Origin of the sequence: Collinsella sp. BIOML-A6, from assembly GCF_009875845.1 — a bacterium.
Lineage (GTDB): Bacteria > Actinomycetota > Coriobacteriia > Coriobacteriales > Coriobacteriaceae > Collinsella > Collinsella aerofaciens_H.
On record NZ_WWSL01000002.1, the window covers coordinates 23,601 to 40,742 of the forward strand.

Here is a 17,142-nt window from a genome sequence, read left to right on the forward strand (position 1 = left end):
GAAGAGGCCGACATGAATCCAAATCCCTTTAAGCCCACGGCTGGCAAGCGGCCTCCGATACTCATCGATCGCGAGTCGGTCATAGAAGATTTTGAGGAAGGGCTCGATAACGGCGCTGGAGCGCCGGACAGGCTCATGCTCATTACGGGAAACCGCGGCTGCGGCAAGACGGTTCTCCTGAGGGAGCTGCAACGTCTGGCCAGCGAGCGCGGATGGGCGGTTGTCTCCGATTACGCTTCGCTTGGCTTATGCGACCGCTTGGCCGACGCGCTTCGCTCGAATAAACCCGTTGTGACGTCAATGGAGTTCGGTCCGTCGTTTGGCCGGATGCCGGTCGAGGCGGCGCGAGCAAAGGGCAAGACGTTGCGAGGGCTGGTTAACGAGCGCCTCAAGAGACTCGGTCCAGGCAAGGGTATACTGTTTGCGATTGACGAGGCACAATCGGCGTCTATCGAGGAACTGGCGGCTCTTGCCGTTCTCTATCAGCAGGTGCTTGGAGATCAAGATGCCACGGGCTTGTCCGATAGCGACCAGCGCGGTCTTGCGCTGGTGTTCGCCGGCTTACCCAGTATGGTTGACGATCTGCTCGAAGAGCCGAGTGTGACGTTTTTGCGGCGTGCCCAGCAGCGAACGCTGGGGGCTATCTCTTTGCCCAAGGTGCGCGATTCATATATCCAGACGGTCAAAGACGCTGGTCTTTACGTTGACGCGGAGACAGCGGACCTTGCGGCACACAAGAGCATGGGGCATCCCTATATGGTTCAGCTGGTGGGCTATTACATGTGGCGCTCTGCTGTCCGGCGTGGCTCGCAGGTCATCGAAAGGCGCGATGTCGAGGATGGCCATGCGGATGCCATCTCCGAGTTCTATGAAGCGGTTGACGCGCCTCTGTATTACGGGCTGCGCAGTCCACAGCGCCTCTTTATCGAGGCCATGGCGGTTGACGAGGACAAACCGACGCGCATGGCGGATATCATTGAACGCTGCGACCGTACCCAGAGCTGGGCGAGTAAATATCGCGCAAGCCTGATTCGCGAGCGCGTCATCGAGGCTGCCGGATACGGCCTCGTCCGATTTACCGTGCCCATGCTGGGCGCGTACATCCGCGACCGCGTTTTATGGCATGAGTGATGTGAGGTCAAAACATGGTGATTCAAACTGAACGCTTGACGCTTCGTCCGTGGCGCGAGGCGGATGTGGTGAGTCTGTTTACATACGCAAGCGATCCGGATGTGGGCCCGGCTGCCGGCTGGCCGCCCCATCGAAGCATTGAAGAAAGCGAGGAGATCATTCGAACGGTCTTTTCCGCGCTCCACACCTTTGCCGTTTGTCTGGCTGTGACAGACGAGCCCGTGGGCAGCATTGGGCTCATGCCGCCCCGTTGCGAGTCGAACATTCAAAGAAGCGGACTCGAGTTTGAGGTGGGGTATTGGATCGCCAAGCCGTTCTGGGGTCGAGGCTTTGCTTCCGAAGCGGTGCGAGCGATGCAGCGCTATGCATTCGAAACACTTGGCTGCAAGGCGCTTTGGTGCGGATACTATGAGGGCAATAACAAGTCGTTACGCGTTCAACAAAAATGTGGGTTCGCGCCACATCACGTTGAGCGCGACGTGCCCTGCGAGCTCATGGGCGATGTGCGTACCGAGCACTTTACGTATTTGACCTGCGACGACTGGCGCGGGCGGGCAGAAGGGGAGCGATGACGGTGTCGCAACAACCAAGCGCTATCGAGGTGCGTGGCGCGCGCGTCCATAACCTCAAGGACATCGATATCGATATCCCGCTGGGAAAGCTCGTGGGTATTGCCGGCGTGTCGGGTTCGGGCAAGAGTTCGCTGGCACTGGGCGTTCTTTACGCCGAGGGCTCGCGCCGTTACCTGGAGGCGCTCAGCACCTATACTCGCCGTCGTCTGACGCAGGCCGAACATGCCCAGGTGGATGAGGTCTTGCACGTGCCGGCGGCGCTCGCGCTACACCAGCGTCCGAGCATGCCGGGCGTGCGTTCCACTTTTGGCACCATGACCGAGCTAAACAATAGCCTGCGTCTGCTCTTTAGCCGTTGCGCCCATCACGTGTGCCCGCACTGCGGGGCGCGCGTGGAGCCGAGCCTTAACGTGGCTGCAGGCCTGTCGCTCACGTGTCCGACGTGCGGCCGCGAGTTCTACGCGCCGAGTGCCGAGGACCTTGCCTTTAACAGCGGCGGTGCGTGTCCCACCTGCGGCGGCACCGGTGTCATGCGCGAGGTGGACGAAGCGAGCCTGGTACCCGACGAGTCAAAGACTATCAACGAGGGTGCGGTGCTTCCCTGGGGCACGCTCATGTGGGACCTGATGAAACAGGTGGCCGGCGAGATGGGCGTGCGCACCGATGTGCCGTTTAACCAGCTCACGCCTCAAGAGCGCGACATCGTGCTCCATGGCCCGGCGGTTAAGAAGCACATTCTCTACGTTCCCAAAAACGGCGAGGGCGCCACGCCGCTCGACTTTACCTATTTCAACGCCGTCTATACTGTCGAGAATGCGCTTGCCAAGGTTAAGGACGATAAGGGCCTCAAGCGCGTTGCGCGCTTTTTGCGCGAGGGGCAATGCCGTGACTGCGGTGGCACGCGTCTCTCCGAGGCTGCGCGCCAGCCCCAGGTGCGCGGTATCAATCTGGCGCAGGCGGCGGCCATGACGCTGGGTGAGGCGATTGAGTGGGTGCGCGGGGTGCCCACATCCTTGCCGGCCGAGATGCAGCCCATGGCGATGGATATCTGCGAGTCGTTTTTGGGCGCGGCCCGTCGCCTGGTCGACCTGGGTCTCGATTACCTTTCGCTCGATCGCGCCGGTGCTACGCTCTCCACGGGTGAGCGCCAGCGCGTGCAGCTCGCCCGCGTGGTGCGCAATCGATCGACGGGCGTGCTCTATGTGCTGGACGAGCCTTCGATCGGCTTGCATCCTGCCAATGTCGACGGCCTGGTGGGCGTGATGCGCGATCTGGTGGATGACGGCAACACCGTGGTTGTTGTCGACCACGATACGCGCGTACTGGCGGAGGCTGATTATCTGGTCGAGATGGGCCCCGTTGCCGGAGCGGGTGGTGGTAATGTGATCGCCACCGGTACGGTGGACGAGGTCGAACAATCGCAGGGCAGCCGTATCGCCCCGTTTTTGCGCTCGGAGCCCAAGCGCTTGCGTCCGCAGGTGACTGATGACGAGATGTTCGACCAGGGCCATATCCGCATGGCGACCGATGCCATCCATACCGTCAAGCCGCTCGAAGTCGATATCCCGCGCGGCCGTCTCGTCGCGGTGACGGGCGTTTCGGGTTCGGGCAAGACGACGTTGGTGCTCGAGACGCTCATCCCGGCGCTCAAGGCGCAGGCAGCCGGCGAGCGCCTGCCGGGGCACGTGCGTTGGGTCGATGCCGAGGGCATCGCGCGCGCCACCCTGATTGACGCCACGCCCACCGGCGCCAATGTGCGCTCGACGGTGGCAACCTATGCCGACATCCATGATGAGCTGCGCCGCGCCTTCGCCCGTACGCCCGAGGCCAAGGCGGCCGGCTACAAGGCAGGTGCCTTTAGCTACAACACTGGCGCCTTGCGCTGCCCAACGTGCGATGGCACGGGCTCGATATCGCTCGACGTGCAGTTTTTGCCCGATGTCGAGATCGTCTGCCCGGCATGCCACGGCTCACGTTATGCAGACGCGGCTTCGCATATCCATCGCGAGGGCAAGGACGGGAGCCTGCTTACGTTGCCGCAGCTCATGGACATGAGTGTGGACGAGGCTATCGACGCCACGGTGGGACTCAAGAAAGTTCAGGCGCGCTTGCAGACCTTGCACGACCTGGGCTTGGGCTATCTCACACTTGGTGAGCCCACACCGGCGCTTTCGGGCGGCGAGGCGCAGCGTCTTAAGCTCGCGAGCGAGATGGGCCGCGTGCAGAATGATGCCGTATTCGTGTTCGACGAGCCCACGATCGGACTACATCCGCTCGATGTTCAGGTGTTGCTGAGTGTGTTCGACGGCCTTGTTGCCAAAGGCGCCACGGTTATCGTGATCGAACACGATCTCGACCTTATCCGCAACGCCGATTACGTGATCGACATGGGCCCGGGCGGGGGCGACGCCGGCGGGCAAATCGTCTGCGCCGGCACGCCGGGCGACATCGCAGCTTGCTCCGCAAGCATCACCGGCCGCTACCTATAGACAATGAGGCAAAGGGACAGTCCCTTTGCCTCATTGATGCCTATTTCACGCATTGAGCGGCGAGATAGTCGCGGAAGAATGGCAATTCAAATGCGACGAGCCCTCGTCCTCGCTCCCCGATGATGCCGGCGTCTATCATGCGGCGTCGGTAGCGGGAGACCTGCTGCGGCGAACGCTTAAGGCGCTCGACAAGGTCGGCGGTGGTGGACTCTTCCTTGTCATCGAGCATGGCGATGAGGAATCGCTTGTCCTCTGCAGTGAGTTCCCGATAGGTTGCCGCGAGGATTCGGTCGTCCATCTCGTCGCGCGCGATTTTGATTCCCAGGTCAAAGTCGCGCGATGATATTTCCCTCGAGTTGCTCGTGAGATCCCAGGCGCGGTAACCCACAAGCTGCAAAAGGAAGGGAAAGCCCGAAATCGAGCGAACGGCCTTATCGATTCCCTTGGCATCCGCCAAGCGGTCGTTTTCCTGGATCGTTCGGATTAGGGCCTCACGCACATCGTGGTCGGCGATACGCCCCAGATGATATTGTTGGGCGCGGCGAAGGAACGAGACCGTCTTGTGGTTCAGTAGCGTCGATACGTTGTTGGGAAGTCCCGCCATGAGCAGCGCGACGCGTTTCCCATCGGTCACAAAGTGCTGATACGTCGCCGCGAGCTGAATCATCTCGTCGAGCGTCGGATCGACCTCATCAACCGTGACGAGCAGCCCGGTGCCCGCCTCGTTGAGCTGGTCGATGATGTCGCTCATGCGATAGCGCCAGGTTGAGGCATCATGAACGCGATTGACCTCGATGCTGCCGAATGGTGCAATTCCGAGACCGGTGACTTCGAAGTTGATAGATGGGTCGATGAGATGGCCTGCAGCACGTTTCGCCCCGAACTCGATTTCCTCAAGCATTCCCGGGAGCGCGGTCGTCTTTACGGCAATCCAGCCGTGGGATTCCGCCCTTGTCGCAAGCGACGACATGAGAGCGGTTTTACCGGTTCCGCGCGCGCCTGAGAAAATCGAGGTCAATTCCGGGCGCCTGCGTTGGCTCAAGAAGGCGCGGTCCAAATCCCGAATAATCTGTTGTCTGCCAGCGAGATGGGCAGGAACCTCACCAAAACTGGGGGTAAACGGGTTCTCGAGATATTCCACAAGGCTCTCCTTTCGCATCGCCGTTTAACTTCATTTTATTTTAGTTAATTATGATTAAAAGTGATGGTTCGATATTTAGAGCATCAATCAGGTGTGTGTCATCGACGTGGCGCTTGAATGTGACAAAGGGACTGTCCCTTTGTCACATTCCCGGAAAGCCTGTTTGGCGCAGGGCCTCGTAGAGGACGATGGCGGCGCTGTTGGAGAGGTTGAGTGCGCTGATGCGGTAGTCGTCCGGGTTGACGAAGTTGCCGCAGATGTCCTGTTGAAGGATGGCCTCGTGGCTGTCCTCGGTGTGCCCCAGCGATTCCTCGTGAGCTTCCCAAGCCTCGGCGTTATTGAGTGAGTCACAATCGCGTAGCATGGGGATGCGCTCGCAGCGTTCGGACGCCGCGGCAAGCAGTGGCTCGGGAATCCCCGAGCTCTCGCTGCCAAAGACCAAAAAGTCGCCGTCGCGGTAGGTGCTTTGCGCATAGGTGCGGCGTGCCTTTTTTGTCAGCAGATGCAGGCGACCATCGGCAGGGGAGAGACCGTTGCGCGCAAGGAAATCCTCCCAGCCGGCATAGGTCGTCACGTCCAAGTTTTGCCAGTAGCCCAGACCGGCGCGACGCACCGTCTTGTCGTCGAGCGAAAACCCCAGCGGCTCCACCAGATGCAGACGGGCGCCGGTAACCACGCAGGTGCGGCCGATATTGCCCGTATTGGCCGGAATCTCGGGCGCATACAGCACAATGTTGAACATGAATCTCCTTGGTTCAGAACGAAAAACCACCACGAAGGGTACCTTCGTGGTGGTTTGGTGGTTACGTAGGCGGAAAAATGCCCGCTTGGATAAACCTAGGCGCGGTGCCAGTCGGTCAGGCAAGCATCGAGGGAGGCGATGAGCGCATCCTTGTCCATGTGACGGCCGATGATGCACAGGCTTGTCATGCGGTCGCCCGTCTCGTCGTCCCAAATTTGCATGATCTCGGGGCTTTCGTCGATGATCTTCTGCTTCTCGCCCTCGGGCGCGGAGTCAACGAACAAGCCATTCTCCATCAGGCGCATCTGGTGGCCGGCCTGCTCAAACATGTAGCACATGTCCGGATCGCCAGTCTGCCACAGCGGACCCTTGGCGCGAATGACCTCGTCGGGCCACTCTTGCTCAACAAAATCGGTGAACTTTTGCAGGTCAAACGGCTTGCGGCGCGAGTACACAAAGGTGTCGATGTCGTACTCGAGCACCTCGGGGTCGTCGTGCTCCTCGGGATGCTCCATGGCCTCGATCCAAGCGGCGGAGTTGTAGGCGCGCATAAAGTCGAAGCGGCCGGTGTCGAGCAGCTCCTCCATGGGAACCTCTCCGTTTTGGGCCTCGACGATCACGGCGTCCTTCTGCAGGCTGCGCACGATGGCCTTGAGCTCGGCGACCTGCTCAGGGCTCACGGTATCGGTCTTGTTGAGGATCAGCGTGGAGCAGAACTCGATCTGCTGGATAAGCAGACTCTCGATGTCGTCCTCGTCGATATCCTCGGCCAGCAGGTCGCGGCCTCCGTTGAACTCGTCGTACATGCGGGCGCAATCGACCACGGCCACGATGTTGTCGAGTGCGAGCTTGGGCTCGCCGCCCACCTTGGCCTCGTCGCAGAAGCTCGAGATGGTGTAGGCGATGGGGATAGGTTCGCAAATGCCCGATGCCTCGATAATGATGTAGTCGAACTTGCCCGAATCGGCGATGCCCTCCAGCTGGTTGGCCAGGTCATCCGAAAGCGTGCAGCAGATGCAGCCGTTGGTGAGCGGGATGAGGTCGTCGGTCTCGGAAAGGCCGCCGTCGGCGATGAGGCTGGCATCGACGTTGATCTCGCCGATATCGTTGACGATCACGGCGGCGCGGATACCGCCGTCGTTAGCAAGGATGTGGTTGAGCAGCGTGGTCTTACCGGCACCGAGGTATCCGGTAAGCATGATGATCTTCACGGGTTTGTTGGGCATGTGCCCTCCTTTGTTAGACATGGTTTACAGTTGAATCATATGCCAAACGCCTGCTCTTATACCCACGCGCTGGCAAATAACACAGGCTACTCCCAGGCTCCCCACACGTCCGGGCAATAGCCGACGGTTGCCTTCTTGCCGTTGCGCACAATGGGCTCGGCTAGAACCTGCTGGTTCTCGAGCAACTTGTCGAAGCGCTGGCTAGGGGTGAGGTGCTGGATGAGTGCGAGCGTCTCCTCGTCCTTGGCCTTGGGGTTGAGCAGCTTGTCGATGCCGCCGATTGCCTGCATCACGCTCGTGAGCTCGCCTTTGCTCATCTCCTTTTCCTTAAGGTCAATAAACTGCACCTTAATGCGGCGCTCTTTAAAGAAGCGCTGTGCCTTCTTGGTATCGAAGGACTTCTTAGTTCCGAAGATTTGAATCATTTTGTTCCGCCGTTCTCGTAGTTCCGCCGTTCTAACGAACGGCGGTCACCTCGACGCTGCAAAGCCATCTGATGGGCAATCTGCCTTTCAATCGTCGGGCGCGGGCAAAAGCCCAGCGCCCTCCTCTTTCAAGGCACCTTGCCTCATCAGCTGGCTTTTCGCTTACATTGATAGAACATCAAGGTGACCACCGCTGGAATTATTTGATGAAATTGGTCCTAGCGTGATCGGCCTCGGGCGCGTCGATGCCGGCGGCCTTTCCCGCCTCGATGCAACGCAGGAGCCAGGCCATGTTTTTGCCGATGTTTCGCATGGTGGCAAGGCCTTCGGCATCCTGGGCGGCCTCGCCCGGCATGGCACCAAAGACGTTGTTCCAGTACGTGGAGGCCACCACGGGCATCTGATTGATAGTGAAGTACTTGTTGAGCACGTCGAAGGTGGTCGACGTGCCGCCGCGACGGGCGACGGCGACGGCGGCGCCCGGCTTATGTGTAAAGGCCTTGCTGCCAGCATAAAACGCGCGATCGAGTGCCGAGAGGATGCGGCCGCTGGGGTGCGCATAGTAGACGGGTGAGCCAAAGACAAAACCGTCGGCTTGTTCGGCGGCAGCGATGAGCTCGTTGACTACGTCGTCGTCAAAGGTGCAGCGACCGCCAAGCTTGCCGCACTGGCCGCAGCCGATGCAGTCGCGAATGGGCTTGGCGCCCAGCTGAAACACCTCGGTATCGATGCCCTCGGCTTTAAGCTGTTCTGCAATCTCGGCGAGTGCGCGGGCAGTGTTGCCGTTTGCCTTGGGGCTGCCATTGACTAAAAGAACCTTCATCACAAACTCCCTCTGCTGTCGGTGACTTCTGCGGAGGATTATCGCACGAGAGGGTAGATGGCTCAGGCGTGATGTGAAGCGGCTTGTGTTTCACAATACGCCCCGCAGCGCTAGTCCAGCTTGGTGCCCGGTACTTGCGGCGCCTCTTTAAGACGCGCTTTGAGCTCGTTCAGAATGGAAACGGGCTGTCGGTCGACGCCGTCCAGATGGAGCGTGGCCACGCGAATGGGCGGCTGATATTCGAGCGAGCCGATGAGCACGGGAGAGCCCAGGAATCGTTCGATTTCGCTTGCGAGCTCATCGATTGCCTCGGGGCCGAGCTCATCGAAGAGTGCCACGAACATTGGTCCCGTCGAGCGGAATAGGCGGCCCTTGCCGCGCGAACAATCCATGATGCAGGCGGCGCTTTCGGCGAGCACGCGGTCGCCTGCATCGAATCCAAAGCGGGCATTGACCTCGGCGATATCGTCGACCTTAATGGCGATAAAGCCTGCCTTGCGCGCCACGCGGCGCATCTCTGCAATAGCGTTGACCAGGGCGTGAATATCGCCCAGGCCCGTTACCGAGTCGGTCGTATCCGCTAGGCTTCGGTTGACGATAATGCCCACGTACATGTTAGGCTCGGTATCGGTGCCGTCCAAGCGGTAGCCCGTACAGTCGCAAAGCGCGTACGCTCCGGTGGCGTCCATCACGCGGTACTGCATGTAGTGGAAGTGCCACGTGCCGTTGACCACCATATCGAGCTCGGCGCGCACATTGTCGCGGTCCTCGGGGTGGACGCGGGCAAGCCACATATCGACCGAGTTAAATGGGTGCTGGGAAGGCAGGTCAAAATCGCGCACGGCGTTGACCGACCATTGCGATTCGCCCGTATCGAGATTGAGGATAAACGGATAGCGCGTCTCGGAGCTCATGGAGATTGCTTGGAACACCCGGTCGTTGCACGGAAACTGCTCGGCGATTGGCTGTTGCGGTGCGTCACTGTCTTTCGGTTGCTGCACACGATGCATAAGCTTATAGCGATACATCTTGCGATCGGCATCCATCGTCATCTGGCGACGCGTGTCGCCTGCAAGCGGGTCGACGCGCGAGCAGCCAAAACTAAAACTAGAGATCATGGGCGCTTTATCGTCTGATGTCGCCTCGATAAGGTCGGCGCGTACCCGCTCAAGGCGCTGCTCGAGCTCGGCTTCGCCTGTCGTGGGGGACACGAGTACAAATTCGTCTCCACCGATGCGGAACAGCATCTCATCGTGCTCCATTGTTTCAGTGAGCGCGCGGCAGATGCTCAGAATATAGCGATTGCCCTCGGCGTGGCCAAACTTATCGTTGCAGTGCTTAAGGTGGTCGATGTCAATATAGGCGCAGGTGAAGGGGTCGCCTGTGCGCCAGAGTTGCTCGACGTGACGGTCGAGTCCGCCACGGTTGCCCAAGTTGGTGAGCGGATCGATATAGACGTTGCGCTCAAGCAGCTGCCGCTCTTGTTGCAGGATAGCGTGCGTCTTCTGCAGCTGCTCACCAATGGCGTGCAGCTCTGTGGGCAGCGCGGCAACATCGAGCTCGGCGGTCGAGACGCCATTCGCAAGTCGCTGAAGATAGGTAATAACCGATTGCTCGCCCAGGCGATAGGACTCGTTCATGATGCATAACCTCCTTGGGCGAGACAGTGGTTTGTATCATATCCCCAATTCAACTCGATTTGGGAATATAAGTTAGCCAATGGGGACAAGCATGTCCCTTAACGGTAGCGTTCTGCGCGCGAGCGTATCAATTGCTATTGCCACCATCGAGCAATACCTCAAAATCTTTTGCCGGCATGGGGCGGAAGTAGAGGAAGCCCTGGGCGTAGCGGGCGCCCATTTGTCGTAGCATGTTCGCCTGCTCATTTGTCTCGACGCCTTCGACCACGACGGGCAGATGGAGCGAATGCGCCATCTCGAGCATCGATGAAATGATTTGCGTGCTGCGGCCATGATCGCCGTCGACGGGCACAATCTGTCAAATGTACTTGTCGAGCGTCACCACAAAGCCGCTTACCTCGAGAGCGGGGATATGGGTGCGCATACTGTGGGCGGCTATTATTCGACAGGCGGTAGCGCGACAATGCGATGTTCGATGAAAAATGCAACTGAGACGATATATGTTGACGGGTATATTTGTCTCGGTTTAAAACGCAGAAACGGAGATGGTCGTATGGCGCAGCCAGATACGACGCGCACGGTGGGGCTTGCGCTCGAGGGAGGCGGCTACCGCGGTATGTATACGGCGGGCGTGCTCGACGTTTGGATGGAACACGGTTTGACCTGCGACCATATGGTGGGCGTTTCGGCGGGCGCGGCGTTTGGCTACAACTTTAAATCGCGGCAGATCGGCCGCGCCATTCGCTACAACAAAGCCTATTGTGCCGATAAGCGCTATGCGAGTGTGACGAGCTGGTTGCGAACTGGAGACATGTTCAATGCCGATTTTGCTTATCACGAGGTGCCCATCGAGCGCGATCCCATCGACCTGGAGACATATCGTGCCTGCCCCATGCGGTTTACGTGCGTGTGTACCGATATCGAGACGGGCAAGGCCGTCTACCACGACCTGCCTTATGGCGACGAGCGAGATATCGAGTGGATTCGGGCGTCGTCGGCGATTCCCGTGGCAACGCGTCCTGTCGCTATTGACGGGCATAAATATCTGGATGGCGGCGTGGCCGATTCCATTCCCAGTGCTTGGCTGTTTGCGCAGGGGTATGACCGCAACGTGGTGGTGCTGACGCAGCCGGCGGGCTTTGTGAAGCAGCCCAACAGCGTGATGCCCATGCTGCGGCGCGTGTTCCGTCACTACCCGGAGTTTGTCGCAGCGCTTGAGCATCGGCATGAGGTCTACAATGCCACGCTCGATGACCTGGCACGTCGCGAGGCTGCCGGCGAGATCTTTGTGGTGCGGCCGAGTGAATCAGTGAAGGTGCCGTCGCTGTGCCGCGAACCGGATGAGCTCGAGCGCATCTATCAGATCGGCCGTCGCGATGCAGAGGCGACTTTGCCGGCGTTGGAAGCGTATCTGGCGGAGTAGGGGCTGCGGCGGAAAGCGCATCCCGGAATGAGCGTTTGGAATGGGATGCGGTTTCCGCGAGAGGCCCGTGGCGGAAAGTTCATCCCGGAATATGTGTTCAGACTGGGATGCAGTTTCCCACTGCCCCTCTTTACGGAAAGCGCATCCCGGAATGGAGGTCCAAACTGGGATGCGCTTTCCGCTATTGAAGATATGAGGCTGCGAATCAGCTGCTCGGCTTATGTCTATGCCTGCTGCCAGGTGTCGACGAGCTCCTTGGCTGCGGCGTGGGGGTCGTCGGCGCTGCAGACGGCGCTCACCACAAAGAAGCCATCGACGCCGGTGGCCTTGAGCTGTGGCAGGTCGGCCGTCTTGACGCCGCCGCCCACCACGATGGGCACGGGGCTTGCCGCGTGGAGTGCGGCCAGATCCTCAAAGCTTTTGGTGATGATGGAGCCATCGGCTGCGCGTCCGCAGTCGCGCTTGGTCTCGGTCTCGTGCAGCGGGCCTACGCCTAGGTAGTTGACCAGGCTCATGTCGGCGGTCTTGACGTACTCGAGCATCTCCTCGCAGCGGGCCGAAAGACCCACAATGGCATCGGGGCCCAAAAGTTTGCGGCAGACCTCGACGGGAATATCGCTTTGGCCCACGTGCACGCCGTCGACAGCGATGCCCTGCTCGCGCGCGGCGAGCACGCAGTCAAGGCGGTCGTCGATCAGCAGGGCGACCTGACCGGTCTTGCCGGCCTGCGCGATTGCCTGCGCGGCGTCGCCTGTCAGCGCAATGATCTCGCGGGCGCTTGCAACCTTGGAGCGCACCTGGATGCAGGTAAAGCCGGCGTCGAGCGCCTGCGCCACCACATCGCCCACGGGGCGCCCGAGTGTGTTTTCGGGGCCGAGTACCAGATAGGCCGAGATATCAAGGTTGTCGCGGATGCTCATCGTGCTTCCTCCTGCTTTTTGATCTGTGCTTCCATGCGCTCGAGTTTGCCGGTCATGGTGTCGGTAAATCCGGGTCGAATATCGGCTTTGAGTACGACTTCGGTTCGGATGCCCTTACTCGCCAACACAAAGGTCGCATCGCGTACGACCTGCATAACCTTGTCCCAGTCGCCCTCGATCTCGGTGAACATCGAGGTGGTGCGGTTGGGAAGGCCGCTCTCGCGAATGACGCGCACGACTTCGGCGACCTCGGCGGAGAGCTCGTCGCCCGTACCGCACGGGGCAATGGCCACGGCGACCAACGTGTTCATGCCGGCGCTGGTTGCGGACTCGGACATGGGCTTATGCCTCCTCGAGCTCGAGCTGGTTGTCGGCGATGTCCTGGGCGGTCGCGCGGTAGAGCTCATCGATAAAGGCGACCTTAAAGCTTGCCGGGGCATCGGCGACAGCGGCGGCACGCGTGCCGGCAACGTTGTAGACCGCGGTGCCGCAGATGGCTGCCGTAAGCGGGTCGCCGGCGCAGGCATACACGGCCAGCACGCCGCCCTGCGAGCAGCCGCAGCCGGTGATCTTGGACATGAGCGGGCTGCCGCCATGGGACTTGGCCACGGTCGTGCCGTCGGTGATCAGGTCAACCTCGCCCGAGACAACTACGGCGCCACCAGTGTAGCGAGCGAGCGCCACAGCGGCATCGCGGGCGGCATCAACGGTGTCGGTGGTGTCGACGCCGCGGGCGCGGCTGAGGTCGGCTGCCTCACCCTCAAGGTTCCATAGGGCGGCAAGCGCGATGATCTCGGAGGCGTTGCCGCGCACGATGGCGGGCTTGTACTGCTTGAGCTCGTTTACCAGCTGGGTGCGCAGGCTACCGATGCCCAGGCCCACCGGGTCGAGCACCCAGGGCTTGCCGGCGTCATGCGCCGCCTTGGCTGCGCGGGGAATCGTCTGCTCGTAGATGGGGAAGAGCGTTCCCATATTGAGATAGATGGCGCCGCCGCCGGCAACGAGCGCCTCGCCCTCGTCGGGCAGGTAGACCATGGCGGCCGATCCGCCCACGGCGAGCTGTGCGTTGGCGACAAAATCAATCGTCACCGTATTGGTGATGGAGCCGGCCATCGGATTCGTGGCGCGAATCTCCTCCGCGGCCTTGACTACGTTTTGCTTGAGCTGTTCCGAATTGATCACTGCACATGCCTCCTTGGCATAGAAAAGGGGCGCTGTGCATAGACAGCGCCCCTGTAAAGGCGGCATGCTCCCTACGCCAGCATTAACTGACAGGTTCAAAGGATTGGGCCCCATGCCCTCTCAGCCTTGTGGTTTGCACCGCCGGCACTCCCGCATCGAATCTGTTGCTCCCTATACTAGCGCACCTGCCAAAAAGGGACAGGTTTATTTTGGCAGGTGGCAACTGGGGCGCGGTATTTTCCCAGATAAAACCTGCCAAAATAAACCCGTCCCTTATTGGTAGGTCGTTACAATGGTTACGGTGAAAATGACGGGGGACCTTATGATTAAACTTGTGCTGACCGATATGGACGATACGCTGATTCCGGCCGGGCATGACGGCGCCAGCGACTACGCCATCGAGGGCATTCATGCCATGCAGGCGGCGGGTCTGCACTTTGGCCCGGTTTCGGGTCGCCAACCGTCCGCGATGGGCTGGATGTTCAAAAATTGTTCCGAGTGCTTTTCGACCGGTGCGTTCTGCAACGGCCAGGTCATGTTTGTGGACGGCGAGGTGGTGGCCTCGCATGCGACCGACAACGCCGCCCTGATGCGCTTGGCTGACTACTTGGAGCAAGAGACCGACGATACGTATCTGAAAGTCTACAGCCTGGGCGATGACTTTTGGAATAACGATGCCTATTGTGTGACGAGTGATCCCGAGCGCGTTCGTCGCGCCATGGAGTCGGGCGGCAACGCATGGCTCAAAGGCGAAGAGGCCCCGTGCCGTCCTGTTGTCGATGATGCCCCGGTATACAAGGCGAATATCTGGAGTGCCCGTTCGCGTGAGGAGCTCGCGGGGCTACGCGAGCGCGTTGCCGCTGAGGTGCCGGAACTCTCGCTCGTGTTTCCCAACAATCGTGTGCGCCTATTCGACATTCTTCCAGCAGATTGGGACAAGGGTTGCGCTGCGCTGGAGCTGGCGCGTGCTTTGGGCCTGACGCTCGACGAGGTGGCCGTATTCGGCGATTCCGATAACGATCTGCCCATGATCGATGCCGTTCCCAACTCCGTTGCAGTCGCCAATGCCAACGAGGCGGTCACGGCTGCCGCGCGCTGGCATATCGGCGCTGCGGCAGATGATGCGGTTGCCGGGGCTCTGCATCAGATTGCCGCCTGCGCTGCGACGGGGGAGATGCCGCCGTTTATGTGTCAGGTGGACGCGGCAGGTTTCGGCATTACGACCGTCTAGGGGGAAAGTCATGAAGCTTCAGCAACTCAGGTATGTTGTTAAGGTTGCCGAATGCGGCAGTATCACCGAGGCCTCGCGCCGGCTCTTTGTGTCGCAGCCTTCGATTACCGCGTCGATCCGCGATCTCGAAAACGAGATGGGCGTGCACATCTTTGAGCGCACCAACAAGGGCGTCATTGTGTCCGAGGAAGGCGAGACCTTCTTGGGCTACGCGCGCCAGGTGCTCGACCAGGCCGACCTGCTCGAGGGCAAGTACAAAGGCACGTCCGAGCAGGTGCCGCACTTTAGTGTGAGCTGCCAGCATTATTCCTTTGCCGTTAACGCGTTTGTCGACGTGATCCGCGAGTTCGATGCCGCGCGCTACGACTTTACCCTGCGCGAGGAGCAGACCCACGAGATTATCGAGGACGTCGCGCATATGAAAAGCGAACTGGGCATCCTGTACTTATCCGAGCATAACCGCGAGGTTATCGAGCGCATGCTCGCCGCCAACGAGCTCGTATTCGAGGGGCTCTTCTGCGCTGCGCCGCATGTCTTTGTATGCGCCGACCATCCATTGGCGGACCACGCCAGCGTGACACTCGAAGATCTCAAGGACTACCCGTTCCTGTCCTATGAGCAGGGCAGCTATAACTCGTTTTATTATTCTGAAGAGCTGACCTCGACGTTTGAGCGCCGCAAGAATATCCGCGTGCGTGACCGTGCGACGCTGTTCAACCTAGTTATGGGCCTTAACGGTTACACGGTGTGTTCGGGCGTGATCAGCCATGAACTCAACGGTCCCGGTATTATCTCGATTCCGCTCGATGTGGACGAGTACATGGAGATCGGTATTATCACACGCAAGAACACGACGCTCACGCGCTATGGGCAGGCCTATATCGACGCGATCCGTCAGCACATCTAGACTGCTGCGTTCTGCACGGGTCAAATCTCTCTGTGGCAGTCCAGACTGATATAGGAATCATCTATATCAAACTGTTATAAACGTATATTTTACGATGGCCATATGAACGCTCATACTGTGTCCCAGTAAAGCAACCAATGCAAAGGGAGATATCTATGAGCACTTCGATTCAACCGAACGCGCCGTTTCGCGCCGATATCGTCGGCAGCTTTCTTCGTCCGCAGGCCGTAAAGGATGCCCGCGCTGCCTATGCGGCAGGCACGCTTGATGCCGAGGGGCTTAAGGCCGTCGAGGACGAGGCCATTCGCGACTTGGTGGCAAAGCAGAAGGCCGCCGGCCTGCAGGTGATCACCGATGGCGAGTTCCGCCGCAGCTATTGGCATCTCGACTTTATGTGGGGGCTTAACGGCGTCGAGCATCGTGCCTCTCGTACGGGCTATATGTTCCACGATGAGGAGACTACCGCCGACACCGCTGTTGTAACCGGTCCCATTAGCGGCGAGAACCATCCGTTCGTCGAGCACTTCAAGTTTGTCAAGGCGCTTGAGGTGGAGGGCCAGGTCGCGCGTCAGACCATTCCGGCGCCGATTCAGACATTCTCCGAAGTCACGCTCGACCGCTGCGATGGTCAGCAGGAGAGTCTGCGCGCCGTCTACAAGACCGACGAAGAGCTCGCCGATGCCATCGCCGCAGCATATCGCACCGTGATTGCCGACCTGTATGCCGCAGGCTGCCGCAACATCCAATTTGATGACTGCACCTGGGGCATCTATTGCGATAGCGACTTTGTGTCCAAGACCGGCATGAGCCCGGTTGACCTGCAAAAGGTGAGCGAGCTGGGCGTGGCGCTCAACAATGCCGCCATCGCGGGCAAGCCCGACGATCTGGTCATCAACACGCACGTGTGCCGCGGCAACTATCACTCCACGTATGCCTTCGAGGGTGGTTATGATCCCATTGCACCGTACCTGTTTGCGCGCGAGGATGTCGACGCGTTCTATCTTGAGTTCGATACGCCGCGCGCCGGTGGCTTTGAGCCGCTCAAGTACGTCGCTCCCGGCAAGAAGGTCGTGCTGGGCCTGGTGACCACCAAGGCGCCAGAGCTCGAGGACGAGGATGCCATCGTCGAGCGCATCCGCGAAGCGGCAAAGTACGTACCGCTCGAGAACCTGTACCTGTCGCCCCAGTGCGGCTTTGCCAGCTGCGAGATCGGCAACAAACTGACCGAGGATGAACAGTGGGCAAAGATCGCGCTGGTCAAGCGCATTGCCGAGCGCGTTTGGAGATAGC

17 protein-coding genes and 1 riboswitch are annotated in these 17,142 nt (G+C 59.9%); of the genes, 7 read left to right on the plus strand and 10 right to left on the minus strand.

All coding sequences use genetic code 11. The features are described from left to right. Window positions 1-12 precede the first annotated feature (12 nt). Genes GT495_RS00825 through GT495_RS00835 form a run of 3 tightly spaced genes read left to right on the plus strand, consistent with a single transcriptional unit; the run spans window position 13 to window position 4,192 of the window. Window positions 13-1,131 carry an AAA family ATPase gene (locus GT495_RS00825; RefSeq protein ID WP_161161749.1) on the plus strand — a complete coding sequence of 373 codons (1,119 nt, stop codon included), beginning with the start codon at window positions 13-15 and terminating at the stop codon, window positions 1,129-1,131. A gap of 14 nt (window positions 1,132-1,145) precedes the next feature. After that, window positions 1,146-1,703 (plus strand): GNAT family N-acetyltransferase, encoded by a 558-nt coding sequence (locus tag GT495_RS00830; RefSeq protein ID WP_161161748.1) that lies wholly within the window; start codon window positions 1,146-1,148, stop codon window positions 1,701-1,703. Next, a complete protein-coding gene (locus GT495_RS00835; protein WP_161161747.1) occupies window positions 1,700-4,192 on the plus strand; it encodes an excinuclease ABC subunit UvrA in 2,493 nt (830 codons plus the stop codon). Before GT495_RS00830 ends, GT495_RS00835 begins: the two co-directional genes overlap by 4 nt. 40 nt (window positions 4,193-4,232) lie before the next feature. Here the strand turns inward: GT495_RS00835 and GT495_RS00840 are convergent, their stop codons facing one another. The 7 genes from GT495_RS00840 to GT495_RS00870 form a co-directional block, all read right to left on the minus strand. Then, the gene (locus GT495_RS00840; protein ID WP_161161746.1) at window positions 4,233-5,333 is read right to left on the minus strand and encodes an ATP-binding protein; all 1,101 of its coding nucleotides are present in this window, start codon (window positions 5,331-5,333) and stop codon (window positions 4,233-4,235) included. A gap of 142 nt (window positions 5,334-5,475) precedes the next feature. Further along, entirely contained in the window at window positions 5,476-6,075 is a 600-nt protein-coding gene (locus GT495_RS00845) for a tRNA (cytidine(34)-2'-O)-methyltransferase (protein ID WP_161161745.1), read from the minus strand. A 95-nt stretch (window positions 6,076-6,170) separates the two neighbouring features. Beyond that, on the minus strand, window positions 6,171-7,301 hold the full coding sequence (locus tag GT495_RS00850; RefSeq protein WP_161162661.1) for a GTP-binding protein: 1,131 nt from the start codon (window positions 7,299-7,301) through the stop codon (window positions 6,171-6,173). Window positions 7,302-7,387: 86 nt separating this feature from the next. Beyond that, complete coding sequence (locus tag GT495_RS00855) at window positions 7,388-7,726, minus strand: arsenate reductase family protein (RefSeq protein ID WP_156598011.1); 339 nt, start codon at window positions 7,724-7,726, stop codon at window positions 7,388-7,390. Between the two features lie 199 nt (window positions 7,727-7,925). Then, a complete protein-coding gene (locus GT495_RS00860) occupies window positions 7,926-8,549 on the minus strand; it encodes a flavodoxin family protein (protein WP_156598013.1) in 624 nt (207 codons plus the stop codon). Between the two features lie 110 nt (window positions 8,550-8,659). Beyond that, a complete protein-coding gene (locus GT495_RS00865; RefSeq protein WP_161161743.1) occupies window positions 8,660-10,189 on the minus strand; it encodes a diguanylate cyclase domain-containing protein in 1,530 nt (509 codons plus the stop codon). A gap of 127 nt (window positions 10,190-10,316) precedes the next feature. Beyond that, entirely contained in the window at window positions 10,317-10,541 is a 225-nt protein-coding gene (locus GT495_RS00870; protein WP_156598017.1) for an EAL domain-containing protein, read from the minus strand. A gap of 201 nt (window positions 10,542-10,742) precedes the next feature. Here GT495_RS00870 and GT495_RS00875 point away from each other — a divergent pair, with 201 nt between their 5' ends. Beyond that, entirely contained in the window at window positions 10,743-11,612 is an 870-nt protein-coding gene (locus tag GT495_RS00875; RefSeq protein WP_161161742.1) for a patatin family protein, read from the plus strand. A gap of 224 nt (window positions 11,613-11,836) precedes the next feature. Here the strand turns inward: GT495_RS00875 and GT495_RS00880 are convergent, their stop codons facing one another. Genes GT495_RS00880 through thiM form a run of 3 tightly spaced genes read right to left on the minus strand, consistent with a single transcriptional unit; the run spans window position 11,837 to window position 13,714 of the window. Continuing rightward, on the minus strand, window positions 11,837-12,532 hold the full coding sequence (locus tag GT495_RS00880; RefSeq protein WP_161161741.1) for a thiamine phosphate synthase: 696 nt from the start codon (window positions 12,530-12,532) through the stop codon (window positions 11,837-11,839). Further along, a complete protein-coding gene (locus GT495_RS00885) occupies window positions 12,529-12,870 on the minus strand; it encodes a thiamine-binding protein (RefSeq protein WP_240128050.1) in 342 nt (113 codons plus the stop codon). The genes GT495_RS00880 and GT495_RS00885 overlap by 4 nt, the downstream gene beginning before the upstream one ends. A 4-nt stretch (window positions 12,871-12,874) precedes the next feature. Next, window positions 12,875-13,714 carry a hydroxyethylthiazole kinase gene (gene thiM, locus GT495_RS00890; RefSeq protein WP_161161740.1) on the minus strand — a complete coding sequence of 280 codons (840 nt, stop codon included), beginning with the start codon at window positions 13,712-13,714 and terminating at the stop codon, window positions 12,875-12,877. 51 nt (window positions 13,715-13,765) lie between these two features. Next, a riboswitch (TPP riboswitch) is annotated at window positions 13,766-13,876 on the minus strand. 160 nt (window positions 13,877-14,036) lie between these two features. Between thiM and GT495_RS00895 the strand changes: the two genes are divergently transcribed. The 3 genes from GT495_RS00895 to GT495_RS00905 all read left to right on the plus strand — a co-directional run bounded on the left by GT495_RS00895 (window position 14,037) and on the right by GT495_RS00905 (window position 17,141). Continuing rightward, window positions 14,037-14,945 (plus strand): HAD-IIB family hydrolase, encoded by a 909-nt coding sequence (locus GT495_RS00895; protein ID WP_161161739.1) that lies wholly within the window; start codon window positions 14,037-14,039, stop codon window positions 14,943-14,945. Between the two features lie 10 nt (window positions 14,946-14,955). Next, entirely contained in the window at window positions 14,956-15,852 is an 897-nt protein-coding gene (locus tag GT495_RS00900) for a LysR family transcriptional regulator (protein WP_161161738.1), read from the plus strand. Between the two features lie 155 nt (window positions 15,853-16,007). Beyond that, on the plus strand, window positions 16,008-17,141 hold the full coding sequence (locus GT495_RS00905) for a 5-methyltetrahydropteroyltriglutamate--homocysteine S-methyltransferase (protein ID WP_240128049.1): 1,134 nt from the start codon (window positions 16,008-16,010) through the stop codon (window positions 17,139-17,141). Window position 17,142: the final 1 nt, after the last annotated feature.